The organism is Bacillus sp. BPN334, from assembly GCF_008368885.1.
In the GTDB taxonomy this organism is placed as follows: domain Bacteria; phylum Bacillota; class Bacilli; order Bacillales; family Bacillaceae_G; genus Bacillus_A; species Bacillus_A wiedmannii.
This window is the reverse complement of record NZ_QOZW01000012.1, coordinates 302,086-318,728: the sequence shown is the minus strand read 5'-3', so window position 1 is coordinate 318,728 and position 16,643 is coordinate 302,086. Positions and strand designations below refer to the sequence as shown.

At 36.6% G+C, this 16,643-nt stretch carries 17 protein-coding genes; 15 read left to right on the top strand and 2 right to left on the bottom strand.

Features of this window, described 5'->3' with window-relative positions:
- Positions 1-17 precede the first annotated feature (17 nt).
- The 10 genes from DN393_RS19385 (at position 18) to pgtP (ending at position 10,869) form a co-directional block, all read left to right on the top strand.
- On the top strand, positions 18-1,391 hold the full coding sequence (locus tag DN393_RS19385) for a sugar phosphate nucleotidyltransferase (protein WP_098094139.1): 1,374 nt from the start codon (positions 18-20) through the stop codon (positions 1,389-1,391).
- 36 nt (positions 1,392-1,427) lie between these two features.
- A complete protein-coding gene (gene manA / locus DN393_RS19380) occupies positions 1,428-2,375 on the top strand; it encodes a mannose-6-phosphate isomerase, class I (RefSeq protein ID WP_098111064.1) in 948 nt (315 codons plus the stop codon).
- 111 nt (positions 2,376-2,486) lie between these two features.
- Entirely contained in the window at positions 2,487-3,401 is a 915-nt protein-coding gene (gene tagU, locus DN393_RS19375; RefSeq protein ID WP_088113892.1) for a polyisoprenyl-teichoic acid--peptidoglycan teichoic acid transferase TagU, read from the top strand.
- A 98-nt stretch (positions 3,402-3,499) separates the two neighbouring features.
- The gene (locus tag DN393_RS19370) at positions 3,500-4,318 is read left to right on the top strand and encodes an SGNH/GDSL hydrolase family protein (protein ID WP_149173775.1); all 819 of its coding nucleotides are present in this window, start codon (positions 3,500-3,502) and stop codon (positions 4,316-4,318) included.
- 89 nt (positions 4,319-4,407) lie between these two features.
- Positions 4,408-5,400 carry a UDP-glucose 4-epimerase GalE gene (galE, locus tag DN393_RS19365; protein WP_149173774.1) on the top strand — a complete coding sequence of 331 codons (993 nt, stop codon included), beginning with the start codon at positions 4,408-4,410 and terminating at the stop codon, positions 5,398-5,400.
- 121 nt (positions 5,401-5,521) lie between these two features.
- A complete protein-coding gene (locus tag DN393_RS19360; RefSeq protein WP_088047769.1) occupies positions 5,522-6,193 on the top strand; it encodes a response regulator transcription factor in 672 nt (223 codons plus the stop codon).
- Between the two features lie 11 nt (positions 6,194-6,204).
- The gene (locus tag DN393_RS19355) at positions 6,205-7,635 is read left to right on the top strand and encodes a HAMP domain-containing sensor histidine kinase (RefSeq protein WP_149173773.1); all 1,431 of its coding nucleotides are present in this window, start codon (positions 6,205-6,207) and stop codon (positions 7,633-7,635) included.
- A 66-nt stretch (positions 7,636-7,701) separates the two neighbouring features.
- A complete protein-coding gene (locus tag DN393_RS19350) occupies positions 7,702-8,484 on the top strand; it encodes a DUF3919 family protein (RefSeq protein ID WP_000826638.1) in 783 nt (260 codons plus the stop codon).
- Positions 8,481-9,515, top strand: coding sequence for an ABC transporter substrate-binding protein (locus tag DN393_RS19345; RefSeq protein WP_098111066.1), 1,035 nt, complete (start codon positions 8,481-8,483; stop codon positions 9,513-9,515). The genes DN393_RS19350 and DN393_RS19345 overlap by 4 nt, the downstream gene beginning before the upstream one ends.
- Positions 9,516-9,534: 19 nt before the next feature.
- Positions 9,535-10,869, top strand: coding sequence for an MFS transporter (gene pgtP / locus DN393_RS19340; RefSeq protein WP_046960113.1), 1,335 nt, complete (start codon positions 9,535-9,537; stop codon positions 10,867-10,869).
- A 106-nt stretch (positions 10,870-10,975) separates the two neighbouring features.
- Here the strand turns inward: pgtP and DN393_RS19335 are convergent, their stop codons facing one another.
- Together DN393_RS19335 and DN393_RS19330 are read right to left on the bottom strand one after the other, a co-directional pair.
- Positions 10,976-11,488, bottom strand: coding sequence for a DUF3278 domain-containing protein (locus DN393_RS19335; protein WP_098111067.1), 513 nt, complete (start codon positions 11,486-11,488; stop codon positions 10,976-10,978).
- Positions 11,489-11,680, bottom strand: coding sequence for a helix-turn-helix transcriptional regulator (locus DN393_RS19330; RefSeq protein WP_048560328.1), 192 nt, complete (start codon positions 11,678-11,680; stop codon positions 11,489-11,491).
- 374 nt (positions 11,681-12,054) lie between these two features.
- Here DN393_RS19330 and DN393_RS19325 point away from each other — a divergent pair, with 374 nt between their 5' ends.
- From DN393_RS19325 to DN393_RS19305, 5 genes are all read left to right on the top strand, one after another.
- On the top strand, positions 12,055-13,248 hold the full coding sequence (locus DN393_RS19325; RefSeq protein WP_088047773.1) for an efflux RND transporter periplasmic adaptor subunit: 1,194 nt from the start codon (positions 12,055-12,057) through the stop codon (positions 13,246-13,248).
- On the top strand, positions 13,245-13,925 hold the full coding sequence (locus DN393_RS19320; RefSeq protein WP_064476150.1) for an ABC transporter ATP-binding protein: 681 nt from the start codon (positions 13,245-13,247) through the stop codon (positions 13,923-13,925). Before DN393_RS19325 ends, DN393_RS19320 begins: the two co-directional genes overlap by 4 nt.
- Positions 13,922-15,124: an ABC transporter permease gene (locus DN393_RS19315; RefSeq protein WP_000054368.1), complete on the top strand. Its 1,203-nt coding sequence runs from the start codon at positions 13,922-13,924 to the stop codon at positions 15,122-15,124. The genes DN393_RS19320 and DN393_RS19315 overlap by 4 nt, the downstream gene beginning before the upstream one ends.
- A gap of 128 nt (positions 15,125-15,252) precedes the next feature.
- A complete protein-coding gene (gene yknW, locus DN393_RS19310) occupies positions 15,253-15,954 on the top strand; it encodes a YknW family membrane protein (protein WP_064476151.1) in 702 nt (233 codons plus the stop codon).
- Between the two features lie 218 nt (positions 15,955-16,172).
- Positions 16,173-16,643, top strand: coding sequence for a sigma-70 family RNA polymerase sigma factor (locus tag DN393_RS19305; protein WP_149173772.1), 471 nt, complete (start codon positions 16,173-16,175; stop codon positions 16,641-16,643).

Here is a 16,643-nt window from a genome sequence, read left to right as displayed (position 1 = left end):
TGTAAGGGAGTGGAAATATGAAATTAATACTACTATCTGGTGGTTCAGGAAAACGTCTATGGCCATTATCAAATGATTCACGTTCTAAGCAATTTTTAAAAGTACTTAAAAATGAGAATGATGAAATGCAATCTATGGTTCAAAGGGTATGGGGACAATTAACAAGCTTAGGAATTGAAAATAATGCAGTTATTGCCACAAGTAAATCTCAAGTAGATATGATTAATAGTCAACTAGGAAATGATGTACCTATTATTATCGAACCAGAGCGTCGTGATACATTCCCAGCAATCGCTCTTGCTGCTTCATATCTATACTCTAAAGAGCACGTTGATTTGGATGAAGTTGTAGGTGTATTACCTGTAGATCCATACGTAGAAAATAGTTTCTTTGAAAGGCTATTGGATTTAGAAAAGGCATTAAACTCTTCAAACGCAGATTTAGGTTTAATGGGGATCACTCCTACATATCCATCTGAAAAATATGGTTATATTGTTCCAAATGTAGAGGAGAGCACACAAGAACTAATTCAAGTAAGTCATTTTAAAGAAAAGCCAGCCACTGCCGAGGCAGAAGAGTTACTAAAACAAAATGCACTTTGGAACAGTGGTGTATTTGCATTTAAATTAGATAAAATTATCTCCTTATTAGATCAAAAGGGACTGCCTGTTCAATATGATATGTTAGTTCAACAATATGCAAGTTTACCAAAGATAAGTTTTGACTATGAAGTAGTAGAGAAAACAGAAAATATTGTTGCGCTTCCTTATAATGGTTCATGGAAAGACCTTGGAACTTGGAATACTCTTACAGAAGAAATGGGGACGAATATCCTCGGTAAGGGAAATATGGGGATTGAATGTGAGGAAAACCATATTATTAATGAGTTAGATATCCCAATTTCTGTATTAGGTCTTTCTAACATAATTGTAGCTGCTAGCCCAGATGGTATTTTAGTATCAGAAAAAGAGGCGAGCCCTCGAGTGAAAGAATTAGTAGGGGATTGGGATCAAAGACCAATGTATGAAGAACGTCGCTGGGGTTGGTACCGTGTACTAGATCATACAAAATATGATGATGGAAACGAAGTATTAACAAAGCGCATTGGTATTACTGCTAGTAAAAATTTAAGCTATCAATATCATAATAATAGAAGTGAAGTTTGGACAGTCGTAAAAGGTGAAGGTATTTTTGTATTAGATGAAGAAATACGAGTGGTTCGCCCTGGGGATGTGTTGGAAATTCAGCCAGGACAGAAACATGCGATTAAAGCTGTTACAGATTTGGAGTTTATCGAGGTGCAATCAGGAAGTGAATTAATTGAGGAAGATATTGTTCGCATTTATATGCAATGGAACGAGATAGAGGAAGCTTGTTATTTAAAAAAGTAAAAATTAGTAGTAAGTGCAACTAGAGGTGGAGTTATTTTGTATAAAGAACCATTATTTTTTCAACCAGTACTACAGGAGCGAATTTGGGGAGGAGAATCTTTAAAAGAATTTAATTATGAGTTACCTTCACAAACTACTGGTGAATGCTGGGGAATTTCTGCTCATTTAAATGGACCAAGTATAGTAAAGGGCGGTAAATATAAAGGTTTAACGTTAAAGCAACTATGGGATGAACATAGAGCATTATTCGGGAACTATCAAGCTGAGCAGTTCCCGTTATTAACTAAAATCCTAGATGCAAAAAAAGACTTATCTGTACAAGTACATCCTAATGATGAGTTTGCTAATATATATGAGCATGGTGAATTAGGGAAGACAGAGTGTTGGTATATTATTGATTGTAAAGAAGATGCTGAAATAGTATATGGGCATACTGCTCAAACCAAAGAAAAATTTAAGGAAATGGTTGAGCGGGGGAACTGGGATCGATTACTTCAGAGAAAAAAAATCCAACCGGGTGAATTTTTTTATGTACCAAGTGGAACCATCCATGCGTTATGTGAAGGTACATTAGTATTGGAAACGCAGCAAAGCTCAGATACAACATATCGTGTGTATGATTATGATCGTGTCGATAGTGCTGGGAATAAACGAGAACTACATGTTGAAAAATCAATTGCTGTATCGATGATTCCTCATGAGGATTATGAAGTTTATCCTGAAATTGAAAAAGAAAATGGTGCTATTGTTACTAAATATGTACAAAAAAAGTATTTTTCAGTTTATAAATGGGAGATTCAAGAGGAAGCATCTTTTCAACAAAATCAACCATTTCAATTAGTAAGTGTAATTGAAGGTGAAGCGACGTTAAGAACTGTGAGTGGGGAATTTAGTATAAAAAAAGGAGATCACTTTATTCTTCCTGCTGGAATTGAAAGTTTTGTTGTAAAAGGAAATGTGACTTTAATTGTCTCTCATCCGTAGGGTAGGTCATATTAATTTTGTGATTTAACTTTATCATTTAGTATTATTGCTATAATATAATGAAGAAGTCTTGGTATTTTATTTGTAATTATAAGCAAAGAGGGTATAGAAATGAAAAAGAAAATTTTATTTTGGATTCTTGGTATAATAGGAGTACTCATTATTGGTGGCGGAGCGTATGCTTATCATGTGTATTCTAATGTATCTAACACATTAGATGCAGTTCATAAGCCTTTAGACCGTGATAAATCGGATAAACGTTCAGAAAAAGTTGATGTGTCTGATAAAAAGCCTATTTCAATTTTAATGATGGGTGTAGATCAACGTGGTGAAGATCAAGGGCGTTCGGATTCTTTAATGTTATTTACACTAAATCCAACCAAAAAATCGATGAAAATTACAAGTATTCCACGTGATTCTTATACAGAGATTGTTGGAAAAGGTAAAAAAGATAAGATTAATCACGCTTATGCTTTCGGTGGAATTAACATGTCAGTAAAAACAGTAGAGAATTTCTTAAATGTTCCTGTTGATCATTATATTGAAGTGAATATGGAAGGATTTAAAGATATTGTTGATGCTGTTGGTGGAGTAGATATTAATAATGATATGGACTTTACAATTGATGGTGTTCATTATGCAAAAGGTGATTTGCATTTAAATGGCGAGAAAGCCTTGTTATATTCTAGAATGAGATACCAAGATACTCGCGGTGACTTCGGTCGACAAATGCGCCAACGTCAAGTCATACAAGCTGTAATTAAAAAGGGTGCAAGCGTATCTTCTCTAGCAAGTTACGGTGATGTTTTAAAAGCGATTGAGAAAAACGTTAAAACAAGTTTAACGCAAGATCAAATGTTTGATATTCAAAAGAACTATAAAGATTGTATGCAAAACAGTGAAGAAATCCAAATCCCAGGTGACGGACACAAAGCCGCTGATGGTATTTGGTACTACTATGTTCCAGATGCAGCAAAACAGGATTTAACGAATAAGTTAAGATCGCATCTTGAATTGACTAAATAATATGTAATAACCCAACTCCTTTGGAAGGAGTTGGGTTTATTTTTGCATAGATTTATATTAATATTATATATTGTGAGATTAATAGATGAGGTGAATCGATGAATAAGAAAGCAGTACTTGTCCTAGTTATTTTTGTATTGTTTGTCGCTTCGGTTGTGAGCGGTAAATTGTACTGGAATAAGAAGATTGCGCATGCGACGGGACAGACGAGTGAAGTAACGAAAACGAAGTCTGAAGTGAAAGATAGTGGAGAGAAGAAAACAGAGAAAAAACAAGATGCGAAGTCATCTTTTAATGAAGCATATGCGAAGAATTTACCAGATGAAGTGAAAGAGAAGTTAAAGAAAGCTGCTGAGGATAAAAAGGCAGTAAACCTTGTAATTGTTGGTGATGAAGCTTCTTCATCTGAAAAAGATGCTTGGGCAGCTAAGTTAACGGCTAATTTAGAAACTGCTTACGGTAAAGGGTTATGGAATGTGACAGTAAAGGAATATAAGGGTGAAAGTACAGACGAGTTAATCACAAATAAACGTGATAAAGAGATTGCGAAAGAAAATCCAGATGTGATTTTATTCGAGCCACCGTTTATTACTGACAATGGTAAAACTGGTAATGGAAACTCTGTTGCGAGTACACAGAAATTTGTACAAGCACTTTCTACTAGTGCAAAGGGTGCTACGATTATGATTCAACCACCAAACCCAGTGTATGGTGCGAAGAATTATCCGAAGGCAATTGAGGCGTTAAAGCAACTTGCGACGCAAAATGGTTATACATATGTAGATCATTGGGGAGCATGGCCTGATGCATCAACGAAGGCTATTCTGCCATATTTAACAGAAGAGTTCGGTTTCCCAAGTGCTAAAGGGCATGAAGTTTGGGCACAATATGTAACGGATTATTTCGTTGCTAAGTAATAAAGGTACACAAAAGGTATACGAGCAATCGTATACCTTTTATAATAAGAGAGTGAATAAGAAATCCTAATATATGTAGGAGGAAGACGATGAATTCAATTCTAATCTGCGGCGGAGCTGGTTATATCGGTTCTCACGCTGTGAAAAAATTAGTAGACGAAGGTTTATCTGTTGTAGTAGTAGATAACTTACAAACGGGTCATGAGGATGCAATTACGGAAGGTTCGAAGTTTTATAATGGAGACCTTCGTGATAAAGCATTTTTAAGAGATGTTTTTAAACAAGAAAATATTGAGGCGGTTATGCATTTCGCAGCGGATTCTTTAGTTGGAGTTAGTATGGAGAAGCCTCTTCAATATTATAATAACAATGTGTATGGTGCACTTTGCTTATTAGAGGTAATGGATGAGTTTAAGGTAGATAAGTTTATTTTCTCTTCTACTGCGGCGACGTATGGTGAGGTAGATGTAGACCTTATTACTGAGGGAACGATGACAAATCCAACGAATACGTATGGAGAAACGAAGTTAGCAATCGAGAAGATGCTCCATTGGTATAGCCAAGCTTCTAATTTACGTTATAAGATTTTCAGATACTTTAACGTGGCTGGTGCAACTCCAAATGGTATTATTGGGGAAGATCACCGTCCAGAGACACATTTAATTCCTCTTGTACTGCAAGTGGCGTTAGGTCAACGTGAGAAAATTATGATGTTTGGTGAGGATTATAATACACCAGATGGTACTTGTATCCGTGATTATATTCATGTTGAAGATTTAGTGGCAGCTCACTTCTTAGGGCTTAAAGACCTACAGAACGGCGGAGAGAGTGATTTTTATAACTTAGGAAATGGTAATGGTTTCAGTGTAAAAGAAATCGTTGATGCAGTTCGTGAAGTTACAAATCATGAAATTCCAGCTGAGGTGGCACCGCGCCGTGCGGGAGATCCAGCACGTTTAGTTGCTTCTTCTCAGAAAGCGAAAGAGAAGTTAGGATGGGATCCTCAGTATGTAAATGTGAAGACAATCATTGAGCATGCTTGGAATTGGCATCAGAAGCAACCTAATGGGTATGCTAAATAAATATAATAAGTGAAAGAGAGGGTATTGTCGTTCAACATATGTTCGACAATACCCTCTCTTTTTTTGTATGATTTTTGCTATACTAAACTGTACTATAATACGGGATGAAAGGAGGAGAATAATGAAAATACTTGTAGTTGATGATGAATCGAGTATTCGTAATTTGATTCGGATGCAGTTGGAGATGGAAGGGTATGAAGTGCTCACGGCGGCTGATGGAAGAGAAGCTTTAGAGAAATGGAATGAAGGGCCGGATGTATTGATTTTGGATGTTATGCTACCAGATACAGATGGGTATGAGTTGCTTCGCTTGTTCCGTGAGAAGAATAGGGATATTCCAGTGCTCATGTTAACTGCAAAGAGTCAGATGAATGATAAATTGCTTGGTCTGCAGCTTGGTGCGGATGATTATGTGACGAAGCCATTTAATTATGCTGAGCTTATTCTTCGGGTCAAGAATATGACGCGGCGTGTGAAGAAGGCAGAGGTAACGGTAAGTCATGAAGTAATTGGGGCAGGAGAGATAACGATTTGTCCTAAGGAAAGAAAAGTGCATGTTAGTGGACAAGAAATTCAGTTAACGTACCGAGAGTTTAATTTATGTCAGTTGTTTGCTTCAAATCCGCAGCGTGTATTTATGAGAGATGAGTTACTTGAGAAAGTATGGGGGTTTGAGTATATCGGAAATACGAGAGCGGTTGATATTATGGTGCAAAGACTGCGGAAGAAGCTAGGGAATAGCGGGGAATATATTAAGACAATTTATGGCGTTGGCTATAAACTGGATTGTTAAGTGGTGATGGTATGTCTTTAAAAAGAAATATGGTGTTTGGAATAGTGGGACTGTTAATCCCGATTTTTGTTCTTTTGTACGCAGTTGTTTATATTACGTTAGAAAAGAATATGTATCATAACGCGGCAAATTCTTTAGAGAAATTAAGTGTAGAAGCACAAATTTATACGATGAATTATTTAGAGAAGGAAGCAGAGGTAGAGACGCTCGGTCCGAATTCACTTTTAATTGCTTCGTATTTAGCGAAGCGTATGGATGTCCGTGTACAGATGATTGGAAAGAATGGAGATGTTGTTGCGGATACGCAAAAAGGAGCACTTCTTCATCGGAACATTGATATTGAGAGCTCTTTGAAGGGGAAGAAGTCTTATGTTTTTGAAGAAGGAGACCCAGCTCCAATTCTTTTGTTTTCAAGCCCAGTTTATTATGGAAACGATGTCATCGGAAGTGTTCGTTTTATAAATGAGTTAACGGGTGAGAAGGAAGTTTTAACAAATGTTGGCTGGACGTTTTTAATGACGTCTCTTTGTCTAGTAGCTGCGGGTATTTTCTTTGCAATTCGTTTGGCAAAGTCTCTTCATAAGCCAATCGATCAGTTAAGACAAATGGCAAAGCGGCTTGCGAATGGGGATTATAAAAGCAAGATTGAGCTAAATGAATATGTAGAAATTGCTCAGCTGTCAGCGTCTTTTAATGCGATGGCGGATGGAATTGAACTACATATTAAGCAATTGAAAGAGGAGAAAGAGAAGCAGAAAGATTTCTTAGACCGTATTACACATGAGTTGAAAACACCGCTAACGGCGATTATTGGCTATGTGGATTTAATTCCAAAGTTGAAGGTAAAGGAAGATGTACAGGAGAGCCTGCGTTATGTGGCTGTAGAAAGTGAGCGTCTATTATCACTTGTAGAGGAATTACTTAAGTCTTCAAAGTACGGGACGAGTACGTTTGAAGTGTCACCTACAGTTGTGAATATAAAGGAATTAGCAGAAGAAGCAGTTTCAATTGTGAAACCTCGCCTGCAGAAATTTGAGATTGAAGTGATAAATGAGTTAACAGATGTACATGTTGTTGCGGATTTCGATAAGACGAAACAGATTTTCTTAAACGTGCTTGATAATGCGATAAAATATAGCGATGCTACGCAAATTCGTATGAATGTAATTGTAAATGAACGTGAGGCAAAGGTTTTTGTTCATGATGATGGCATTGGTATAGATGAAGGTGTGCTTGCAGAGTGGAATGAATCGCCAGAAGGGAAGGTACTGCCTTCTAGTTACGGGAATGGTTACGGTTTGTATATTTGTCAGGAGATTATGAATAAGCAGGGCGGAAGTATGCGAATTGAGAGTAGTGAAAAAATAGGCACTACAATATTTATTACATTCTTGCTTCCGAGACGAATGGAAGACATAAAAAACTTGAAAGCGGTTAAATGATACATTTATGAAACAATTATGCGGTATTTTCGAAACAACGTTTTTTTATCTTGGAGGTAGGCAGAAATGAAAAGGCTATCATTTCAAATTCTTATGTTTGTTCTTTGTATAATTGTTTCTCTTATTTTGTTTTATGTGATGGAGAAGCAAATATATAATCGGATCACAATAGTGAATGACAAACAAACTGTTTTACAAAGAGTGAATGAATCCCTGCCTACTGAAATGAAGGTTAGGCATGAAAAGTGGGGAGAAATTGTTATAACGGATGAAGTTCGTTTGCATACGATTGTTTCATTCTTTGACCGAATTCAAATAGAACCGAGAGAAGCTAAGAATCAAGAACAAGTATTTACTGGAGAAGTAACGTACTTGAATGGACATAAACGTACTTTTGCAGTAGGTGACTTGTTCCAGTACGGGGCTGATATGTACGGAAAGAATGGTACGGACCCAATGATTTCAGCATTTCAAACGTATTTGTTAAGCCTGTATTACACACCAGAACGTATTAGTGATTTTTTTGCGTCAGCACAGGATGTCATAGTACGCCAAGGTGATGTAGAACGTGCGATGAATCTTACGCACATACTTGATTCGATTCGGTACGCAAAGCAAATTACAGATTACGGAGAAATACAGAAATTATTACAATCACAGAATGAACCGATTGCTTATATTACCGCTTATAAAACAGGGAAGCGTATAAAGAATGAGCGAGAAGACATTCTTACTATTTCTGTGTATCCATCTTACTTTGTTGTGCAATATCTCGGCGATAATAACGGGAATGTTATGTATATGAAAAGCTCCCTCGCAAATTTATTTGTAAAGGAGAATGTGTCATGAGAAAGATAGCCTTTTTCTTCTTTTTGCTAGTAATTGGAGGAGCGATGTCTAGTTGCTCTCGAGATACAACCGCTATTAAATATAATAAAAGTGGTCTCCCTATTTTGGATGATCGTCATCTTGTTGCGTATGTAGCAGCTCGTGAAGAAGTTGGTGAAGCTCTGCTGTCATCATTTTGTAAACCACGCGGCTGTACATATGAATTTATTCGTCTTTCGACAGAGGAGCTTCTTCGGAGGGTAGAAGAGGAAGCTGGAAATCCGAAAGCGGATATTATTATTGGTGGTACGGTAGACGCGCATCAAATGATGAAGCAAAAAAATCTATCTATTCCTGTTACGAGTCAGCATGCGAATCGTATTTCAAAAACTGTTAAAGATAAAGACGGTTATTGGTACGGTTATGAAGTGGAGAAACTGGCAATTGCAATTAATAAAGAGCGGTGGAATGAAGAAATAGCACCGCTCGGACTTCCCTATCCATCAAGGTGGCAAGATTTATTAAATCCAGTATATAAGGGAAAGATTGTTATGCCAGATCCAAATGTCTCAGGAACAGCATATACGTTTTTTCAATCACTTATTGATACTTTAGGTGAAGGGAAAGCGAAGGAATATGTTAAGAACTTGGCAGGACAAGTTGGAGAAGTAACGGTGAATGGTTACATACCGGCAGAACTTGTTGCAAGCGGTGAATATATGATAGGCATCAATTTCATGGGAGATCAGAGAATGCTTCAAAAACGAGGCTTTCCTATTTTAAGTAACGAACCTGAGCAAACAGGATTATCTGTTAATGCGATTTCGAAACTAAAACGTGCACCGAATGGTATTATTTCGGATTTATTTATTGATTATTGTTTATCAGAAGAAGCGGGTCACATTTTAGAAAAGGTTTCGTTTGGTGTACCAACGATGTTTGCGAAGAATGAGCAAGAAATAGAAGGACAGCCGGTTAGAAGAACAAACAAAAATATATCAAATAGCGGAATAATCGAGATATGGAATAGACAGCGTCTCTCTCAGAAGTGAGAAAAGGAGACGAAAATATATGTTTAAATGGCTTAAGCCAGCACCTGCAATTGAGAGATTGCCAGCGGATATGATTGATCGAGTATATAAATTATTACGTATTCGTGTATTAATGGGAATTTCAGTTGGGTATGCTGCTTATTATTTAGTTCGTAGTAACTTTACGTTATCAAGTACGTATTTAGTACAAGAATATGGATTTAGTACAGCTGAAATTGGACTACTAGGTTCAATCATGGCAATTGTTTATGGATTTAGTAAGTTCTTTATGGGGAATTTGTCAGATAAAGCTTTCGCCCAGCGCTTTATCGCAGTCGGTTTATTCTTATCAGGGCTTGTAAATATTTGTTTCGGTTTTGCATCGTCATTTGGAATGATTGTTACACTACTTGTTCTAAACGGTATTGTACAAGGTATGGGAGCACCCCCTTGTAGTATCGTTATGACGAAATGGTTCTCGAAGAAAGAACGCGGTACGAAAACGGGTATTTGGAATATTTCACATAACGTTGGCGGAATGCTCGTACCACCACTTGTCGGAATTGGTGTAGCTATTTTTGGTGAAAATCATTGGCAAGGCGGCGTGTTTATTTTCCCTGCGATTATCGCAATGGTAATTTCAGTTCTTGTTTGGATTAATGCGAAGGATACACCAGAATCAGAAGGTCTTCCTCCAATTGATGAGTATCGTAATGACTATGAAAATCTTGAAAAAGCAGATAATGCTAACAAGATGTCACCAAAAGAAATTTTAATGAAGTATGTAGTGAAAAATAAATTTGTATGGTTCTTATGTATTGCAAATGCATTTGTGTATTTAATTCGTTTCGGCGTTATTAACTGGGTTCCACTTTATTTAACGACAGTTAAAGGCTTCTCAAAAAATGAAGCACACGCGGCGTACGCAATCTTTGAAGGTATGGCAATTCCAAGTTCATTAATCGTTGGTCTTTTAAGTGATAAATTATTTAAAGGAAAACGTATGCCATTATGTATCATTAGTATGGTCGGAGTTGTTATTGGTACGTTTGTATATTGGCAAGCAACTAGCATACTTGTTGTAAGTATTGCAGTTTCTATCATCGGTTGTTTAATTTATGTACCACAGTTCTTAATCGGTTTAAGTGCGATGGAATTAGTACCGAAATTTGCAGTAGGTACGACAGTTGGTATGTGTGGTCTGTTCGGTTATGTGGGCGGAAGTCTTGTAGCTAATGCAGCGATTGGTATTATTGTTGATCGTTCTGGCTGGGACGGTTGCTTCATCTTACTATTAACAGGTGCAATTTTATCAACAATCTTCTTGTTCATCGTTCAACGTGGACATGAGGGGAAAAAAACTAAAGTAGCATAATATTTTGCCTGAAAAGCTATCCAATTGTTATATTGGATAGCTTTTATATTAGCAAAAACAAAAAGTATGTAAAATTGCAGTTTTATGTGTAAGTGATTTTTGTTAATTAGTATAATTTTTTTAGGTTTAATAAACCAATCATGTACATAGTTACACCGAAAAATATACCGACGCAACTCCAAAGCCCAACATCAAATAAAGAAATAGAGATTTCTTCTGAACCTACATAGGGAAGGATATAATTCATAAAAACAAACATTTGAAAGCCCCAAAGTACACCTGCTTTTAAGCCCGCTTTTCTTAATTTTTTCTTATGTTGCAAATACTCTTCTTTTGTTGCACATTCAGTTTCATTTAACCCTTTTTTCTTAAATTTAAAGGTTAAATAATTAGCGTAAATCATATTAGATAGAAAAATAAATATAGTTCCTATAGATATTGTATGGTTCATAGTATCAACGAGTAACATAATAAGCATTACCAACATATTTAACCACCATAAACCAATTCCAGCTACAGCTAATTCTTTATTGATTTCTTGTTTTTGATATTCATCTCTCTCACTCATTGTTCCAACAAAACTATTATAAACTCTTTCTTTCCATTCAAGTTTCATCATTTAATCGCCCTCCCAAAATAGACTGTTTAAATCTGTTTTTAGTGCTTTTGCTAATTCGATACATAAGGCTAAAGAGGGGTTATATTTATTGTTTTCAATTAAGTTTATTGTCTGTCTCGCCACGTTAACTCTTTTAGCTAATTCTAGCTGTGACAGACCTTCAGATTTTCGATATTGTTTAACGTTATTCAAATATAAACCTCCCATTAATAGTAGTAGACCTCGTGCACCAGAATGTCATTTATATATGACATTTTATAGTTGAATAAATGAAATGTCAAATATACATGACAAAAATGACAGTGGTGCAATTAGGAAAATGACTTTAATAATTTATCTTGGTAAGGAGTTTATTAATAAAGGATAGCTTTTCTTATATTAATATAACCTTTCCTTAAATCTATCTTAAAAGACAATATGTCATATTTCTAATCATTGGAATTTTTGTTACAATATAAATGGATGTGTAAAACTTTGTAAAAAGAATGTAATAATATGTAATTTGTTTTCAGAAAGTTTTATACAATTTTTATATTAAACTATTAAGTTATAAAGGGAGAGAGAATATGGTACCAAATACGGTTCGTACTCCAAGCAAGAAGAAGAAATGGATTATTATCGGGGTTATTGCACTAATTGTTATTGTAGCGGCGGTTAATATTTTTATTATGCAAGGCAAGAAGAAGGGGGCATCAACATCTGCTGATGCTGTGAGCTTTGAGAAGGTAACGGAGCGAAAGCTTAATAATACGAAATTAATTTCTGGCCAGGTGAAACCAGGGAATATTGAAAGTTTCTATGCGGATCCGACTAAAGGGAAAGTGAAAGATATTGCAGTGAAAGAAGGACAAGAGGTAGAGAAAGGTACGAAGTTATTCTCTTATGATAATGAAGAGATTAACTTGCAAATGAAGCAAGCTGAGCTTGATCAGAAGATGGCGGATATGCGTTATGATCAAGGGAAGAAGAAGATTGATTCGTTGAAGAAAGAAATTAAGAAGGCAAAGGATAGCGGAGCTGGGAAAGAAGTAACGGATCCGATGGACGAGCAAGTAAGTGAGTTAGAGATGGCACAAAAGACAACTGATCTTGAGAAAGAAAAAGGGAAGTTGCAGAAAGAAGAGTTAAGTAAAAAGCAGAAAGAGCTTACGATTTATAGTAATTTTACTGGTGTCGTTCAAAAGTTAGATAAAGATGCGGCGCAAAGTTCATCTCAAGCGTTAGGTGGTCAAGGGAAAGCATTTTTACAAGTGGCGTCTAAAGATCCGTTCCAAGTGCAAGGGACGTTAACTGAGCTTCAGAAGTCACAAATTCAACCAGATCAAACATTTACTGTAACTGCTAAAGCAAATAATAAGAAGAAGTGGACAGGTAAAATTACAGAGGTAAGTGAATTCCCAACGAGTGCAGAGATGGCTCAAGCTGGTGGTATGGGTGAAGCGACTCAAAATATGTCTCAATATACATATAAAGCAAGTCTTGATAGTCAAGATGGTTTATCTCCAGGTTATCATGTTTCATTGCAAGTAAATTTAGAGAATAAGACGATGATTGCTGTTCCAACTAAGAGCATTGTAGAAAAAGATGGTGATGCATTTGTTTATGTTGAGGATAAAGGAAAGCTTCGTAAACAAAATGTGAAAAAAGGTTCTACTGATGGAGACTGGACAGAGATTGTTGAAGGCGCAAAAGTGGGGCAAAAGGTGGTTAAAAATCCTTCCGACGACGTGTATGACGGAATGGAAGTGAAAGAGAAATGATTACGTTAAATAATATTGCTAAAACGTATTATCAAGGAAAATTGGCAGTGCCAATCTTACATGATATTAGTGTAACAATTCAAAGCGGTGAGTTCGTTTCGATTATGGGACCGTCTGGTTCTGGTAAATCAACGCTTATGAATATTATCGGTTGTTTAGATCGTCCGACAGAAGGCGAATATATGCTGAATGATGTGAATATCTTAACAGCAGACGAGTCAAAGCTTGCTTTAATTCGTAATGAATATATTGGCTTTGTGTTTCAGCACTTTAATTTGCTTCCACGTCTTTCGGCAGTAGAAAATGTTGAACTTCCGCTCGTATACGGTGGTGTGAAGAAAGCAGAGCGTCGTCAAAGGGCTCTGGACGCGCTTGGTAAAGTCGGTTTGTCAGATAGGGTTCACCATTTGCCGAATGAATTATCAGGTGGACAGAAGCAGCGTGTAGCGATTGCAAGGTCGATTGCGAATAATCCAACGTTCATTATGGCTGATGAGCCTACTGGCGCGCTTGATACGAAGTCTGGTGAGCAAGTGATGAATATTTTCACGAAGCTTAATGCAGAAGGTACAACGATTGTTATGGTTACGCATGAAGAGGAAGTAGCAGCGTATTCTTCCCGCCGTATTGTACTGCGAGATGGGAAAATTACAGAAGATAGAAGGTGTGCGGTATGAGTTTACTAGATAGTATAAAAATTGCCCTATCTTCTATTTTAGCTCATAAACTGCGTTCGGCATTAACGATGCTCGGTATTATTATCGGCGTTGGTTCTATTATTACTGTCGTTGCGATTGGGCAAGGCGGGGAAGCAATGCTGAAGTCGAAATTCGCAGGTTCTGGTGGTAATAACCTTATGCCAATTCAATTTAAACCAGATATGAATGATGAGTTTGCTATAGGCGGATTTGAAATACCGAAGTTAACGGAAGAGGATATTTTAGAAGTAAAACAAGTGAAAGATGTTTCACATGTTATTACGACAAATTCGACGACAGAGATACTAGATGTAAATGATAAAAAAGCAAATCTGAATGTTATTGGTCTTGATAATGAATATTTTGCGGTTAATAAAGTAAAGGTCGTAAAGGGACGTACTTTAAATGAATCAGATATTTCTCATGCAAATAACGTTGTGATGATTAGTACAAAAACAGAAAAGACGTTATTTAAGGACGTAAACCCAGTTGGGCAAATTATTGAGATGAAAGGACAACCGATGCAGATTGTCGGTGTGTATACATCTGATAATGAGTTTATGGGATTTGAAATGGAAGAAGCGTTAATCCCCCTTACATTATGGCCTGTTTTATTCGGAACAGATGATATTCAAAATATCGCAATTCAAGCTAAAAATGTAGACGATTTAGAAGCAGCTGGTAAACAAGCTGTTGATGTATTAAATAGTCGTAAGCCAAGTGAAATTCCAGGTAAATATGAACTAGTGAATTTAAAAGAATTCCAAGAAAATGTTTCTAAAGTAACTGGTATTATGACGATGATTATCGGTGGTATTGCGGGTATTTCATTAGTCGTTGGTGGTATTGGTGTTATGAACATTATGCTCGTATCTGTAACGGAGCGTACGCGCGAAATCGGGATACGTAAAGCACTTGGGGCAACACGTAGTAAAATTTTATTACAGTTTTTAATTGAAGCAGTTATGTTAACACTTCTAGGTGGTTTAATCGGAATTGGTCTTGGATATGGCGGGGCCTATATCGTTTCCACATTTGCGAAATGGCCACCACTCGTTTCATGGGAAGTTGTCGTTGGAGGCGTACTATTCTCTATGACACTTGGTATTATTTTCGGATTAATTCCAGCGAACAAAGCTGCGAAATTAGATCCAATTGAAGCATTACGTTATGAATAAGTTAGTAGTGTAATAGAGAGGGAGCTCTCTACTACACATTACCGTTCTAGTGGGCGGTTCGTAGCCTCTATGTTGAGGAAGTGAACCGCCCGTTAGAACGGGTTATATAAATAGAAGGAGGCGTTATAATGGAAGCGAATTTGAATACGCAAAAAGCTGGTGGAGAGAAGCCATCATTGTTCGGAATGATTACTTCTCCTGGTTTACAGTTTGAGAGAATGAAGACGACTGAGAAAGTTTGGGGTATGTTCTTCATAGTGGCGCTATTACAAGGACTTGTAGGTGGTTTAAATTCGTATATTACGTATACATCACCTGAGATGATTGAAATGCAAAAGAAATTAGGTGGTGCACTTGCAGAGCAGGGCTCGCTTGTATCAAATTTAATTTCTAGTACGATATGGGGAATAGTAGGTGTTATGATTGCAACATTCGTTGTTGCAGCTATTTATAAAGTGTTTATGATGTTTTACGGGAATGATACTTCTTATAAAAAAATAGTAATGATTATTGTATACACGGATATTATTGTTATTATTGGTGGACTCATTAATGGTATTATAGCTTTAATTTTAGGTGCTGCACCAACTGCGTATACAAGTTTAGGTCCGTTATTTGAGAAAGGCTCACTTGCATATGGAATCGCTAATTCAATTGAAGTGTTCTATTTATGGAATTTAGTTTTAATTTGGTTAGGATTACAAGTTACAGCAGGATTAAGTAAAGTGAAAGCAGCTATTCCAATTATCGTTTTATTCATTATTAAGGCGGTATTCTTAGCTGCGATTGTTGTATTGATGGCAAAGTTTTTACCTGGTTTGCCGGTATAATATGATTGGACTAAAAGGTGACTCTCCCAAGAGTCACCTTTTTTATTTTTACCCTTATTTCAAATAAGACAAGCAGAATTTCAAATTCTACTTCATGTAATTTCAAATTTCGGCGGTAGTATTTAAAATTACTCACAGTGAAATCGCTTCTTTATTTTTATATTGTGGAGGTACCGGCGGAATAACAAAGAGGTATACCTTTTAGAAACAGGTACTGTGTGAAGCCAGCGACTTTTACAGAGACAGTTGTTTTGTATGAAGGAATGATTGTAAATCAAATAAAGAAGCTAGGTATTTATCAAGATCATGAAGAGTATTATCAATGTGGTTTAATTGGCCTTTGGCATGCGTATGAAAGATTTGATGCGGAGAAGGGCTGTTTCCCTGCATATGCATTTGTAACGGTGCGTGGTTATATATTGGAAAGGTTGAAGAAAGAGTCTGCCTTGCAAGAAAGGAATGTTTACGTAGGTGAATATGAGGAGATTTTTTCATTTGAAGATGTTGGATTGAGAGTACAGGATTTTATGAGTGTATTAGATGAGAAGGAGAAGTATATTATTTTCGAACGTTTTTTTGTAGGGAAGACGATGGGAGAGATCGCTAGCGAGATGGAAATGACCTATTATCAAGTGAGGTGGGTGTATCGGCAAGCACTTGAGAAAATGCGAAATAGCTTAAGAGGATAA

What these genes read in the sequence shown, in the direction of transcription:
- pgtP (WP_046960113.1), top strand. Translation starts at nt 9,535, where the DNA reads ATGTTTAAATGGCTTAAGCCAGCACCTGCAATTGAGAGATTGCCAGCG.
- DN393_RS19370 (WP_149173775.1), top strand. Translation starts at nt 3,500, where the DNA reads ATGAATAAGAAAGCAGTACTTGTCCTAGTTATTTTTGTATTGTTTGTC.
- yknW (WP_064476151.1), top strand. Translation starts at nt 15,253, where the DNA reads ATGGAAGCGAATTTGAATACGCAAAAAGCTGGTGGAGAGAAGCCATCA.
- DN393_RS19360 (WP_088047769.1), top strand. Translation starts at nt 5,522, where the DNA reads ATGAAAATACTTGTAGTTGATGATGAATCGAGTATTCGTAATTTGATT.
- DN393_RS19355 (WP_149173773.1), top strand. Translation starts at nt 6,205, where the DNA reads ATGTCTTTAAAAAGAAATATGGTGTTTGGAATAGTGGGACTGTTAATC.
- DN393_RS19385 (WP_098094139.1), top strand. Translation starts at nt 18, where the DNA reads ATGAAATTAATACTACTATCTGGTGGTTCAGGAAAACGTCTATGGCCA.
- DN393_RS19320 (WP_064476150.1), top strand. Translation starts at nt 13,245, where the DNA reads ATGATTACGTTAAATAATATTGCTAAAACGTATTATCAAGGAAAATTG.
- DN393_RS19350 (WP_000826638.1), top strand. Translation starts at nt 7,702, where the DNA reads ATGAAAAGGCTATCATTTCAAATTCTTATGTTTGTTCTTTGTATAATT.
- DN393_RS19345 (WP_098111066.1), top strand. Translation starts at nt 8,481, where the DNA reads ATGAGAAAGATAGCCTTTTTCTTCTTTTTGCTAGTAATTGGAGGAGCG.
- tagU (WP_088113892.1), top strand. Translation starts at nt 2,487, where the DNA reads ATGAAAAAGAAAATTTTATTTTGGATTCTTGGTATAATAGGAGTACTC.
- DN393_RS19335 (WP_098111067.1), bottom strand. Translation starts at nt 11,488, where the DNA reads ATGATGAAACTTGAATGGAAAGAAAGAGTTTATAATAGTTTTGTTGGA.
- DN393_RS19315 (WP_000054368.1), top strand. Translation starts at nt 13,922, where the DNA reads ATGAGTTTACTAGATAGTATAAAAATTGCCCTATCTTCTATTTTAGCT.
- DN393_RS19325 (WP_088047773.1), top strand. Translation starts at nt 12,055, where the DNA reads ATGGTACCAAATACGGTTCGTACTCCAAGCAAGAAGAAGAAATGGATT.
- galE (WP_149173774.1), top strand. Translation starts at nt 4,408, where the DNA reads ATGAATTCAATTCTAATCTGCGGCGGAGCTGGTTATATCGGTTCTCAC.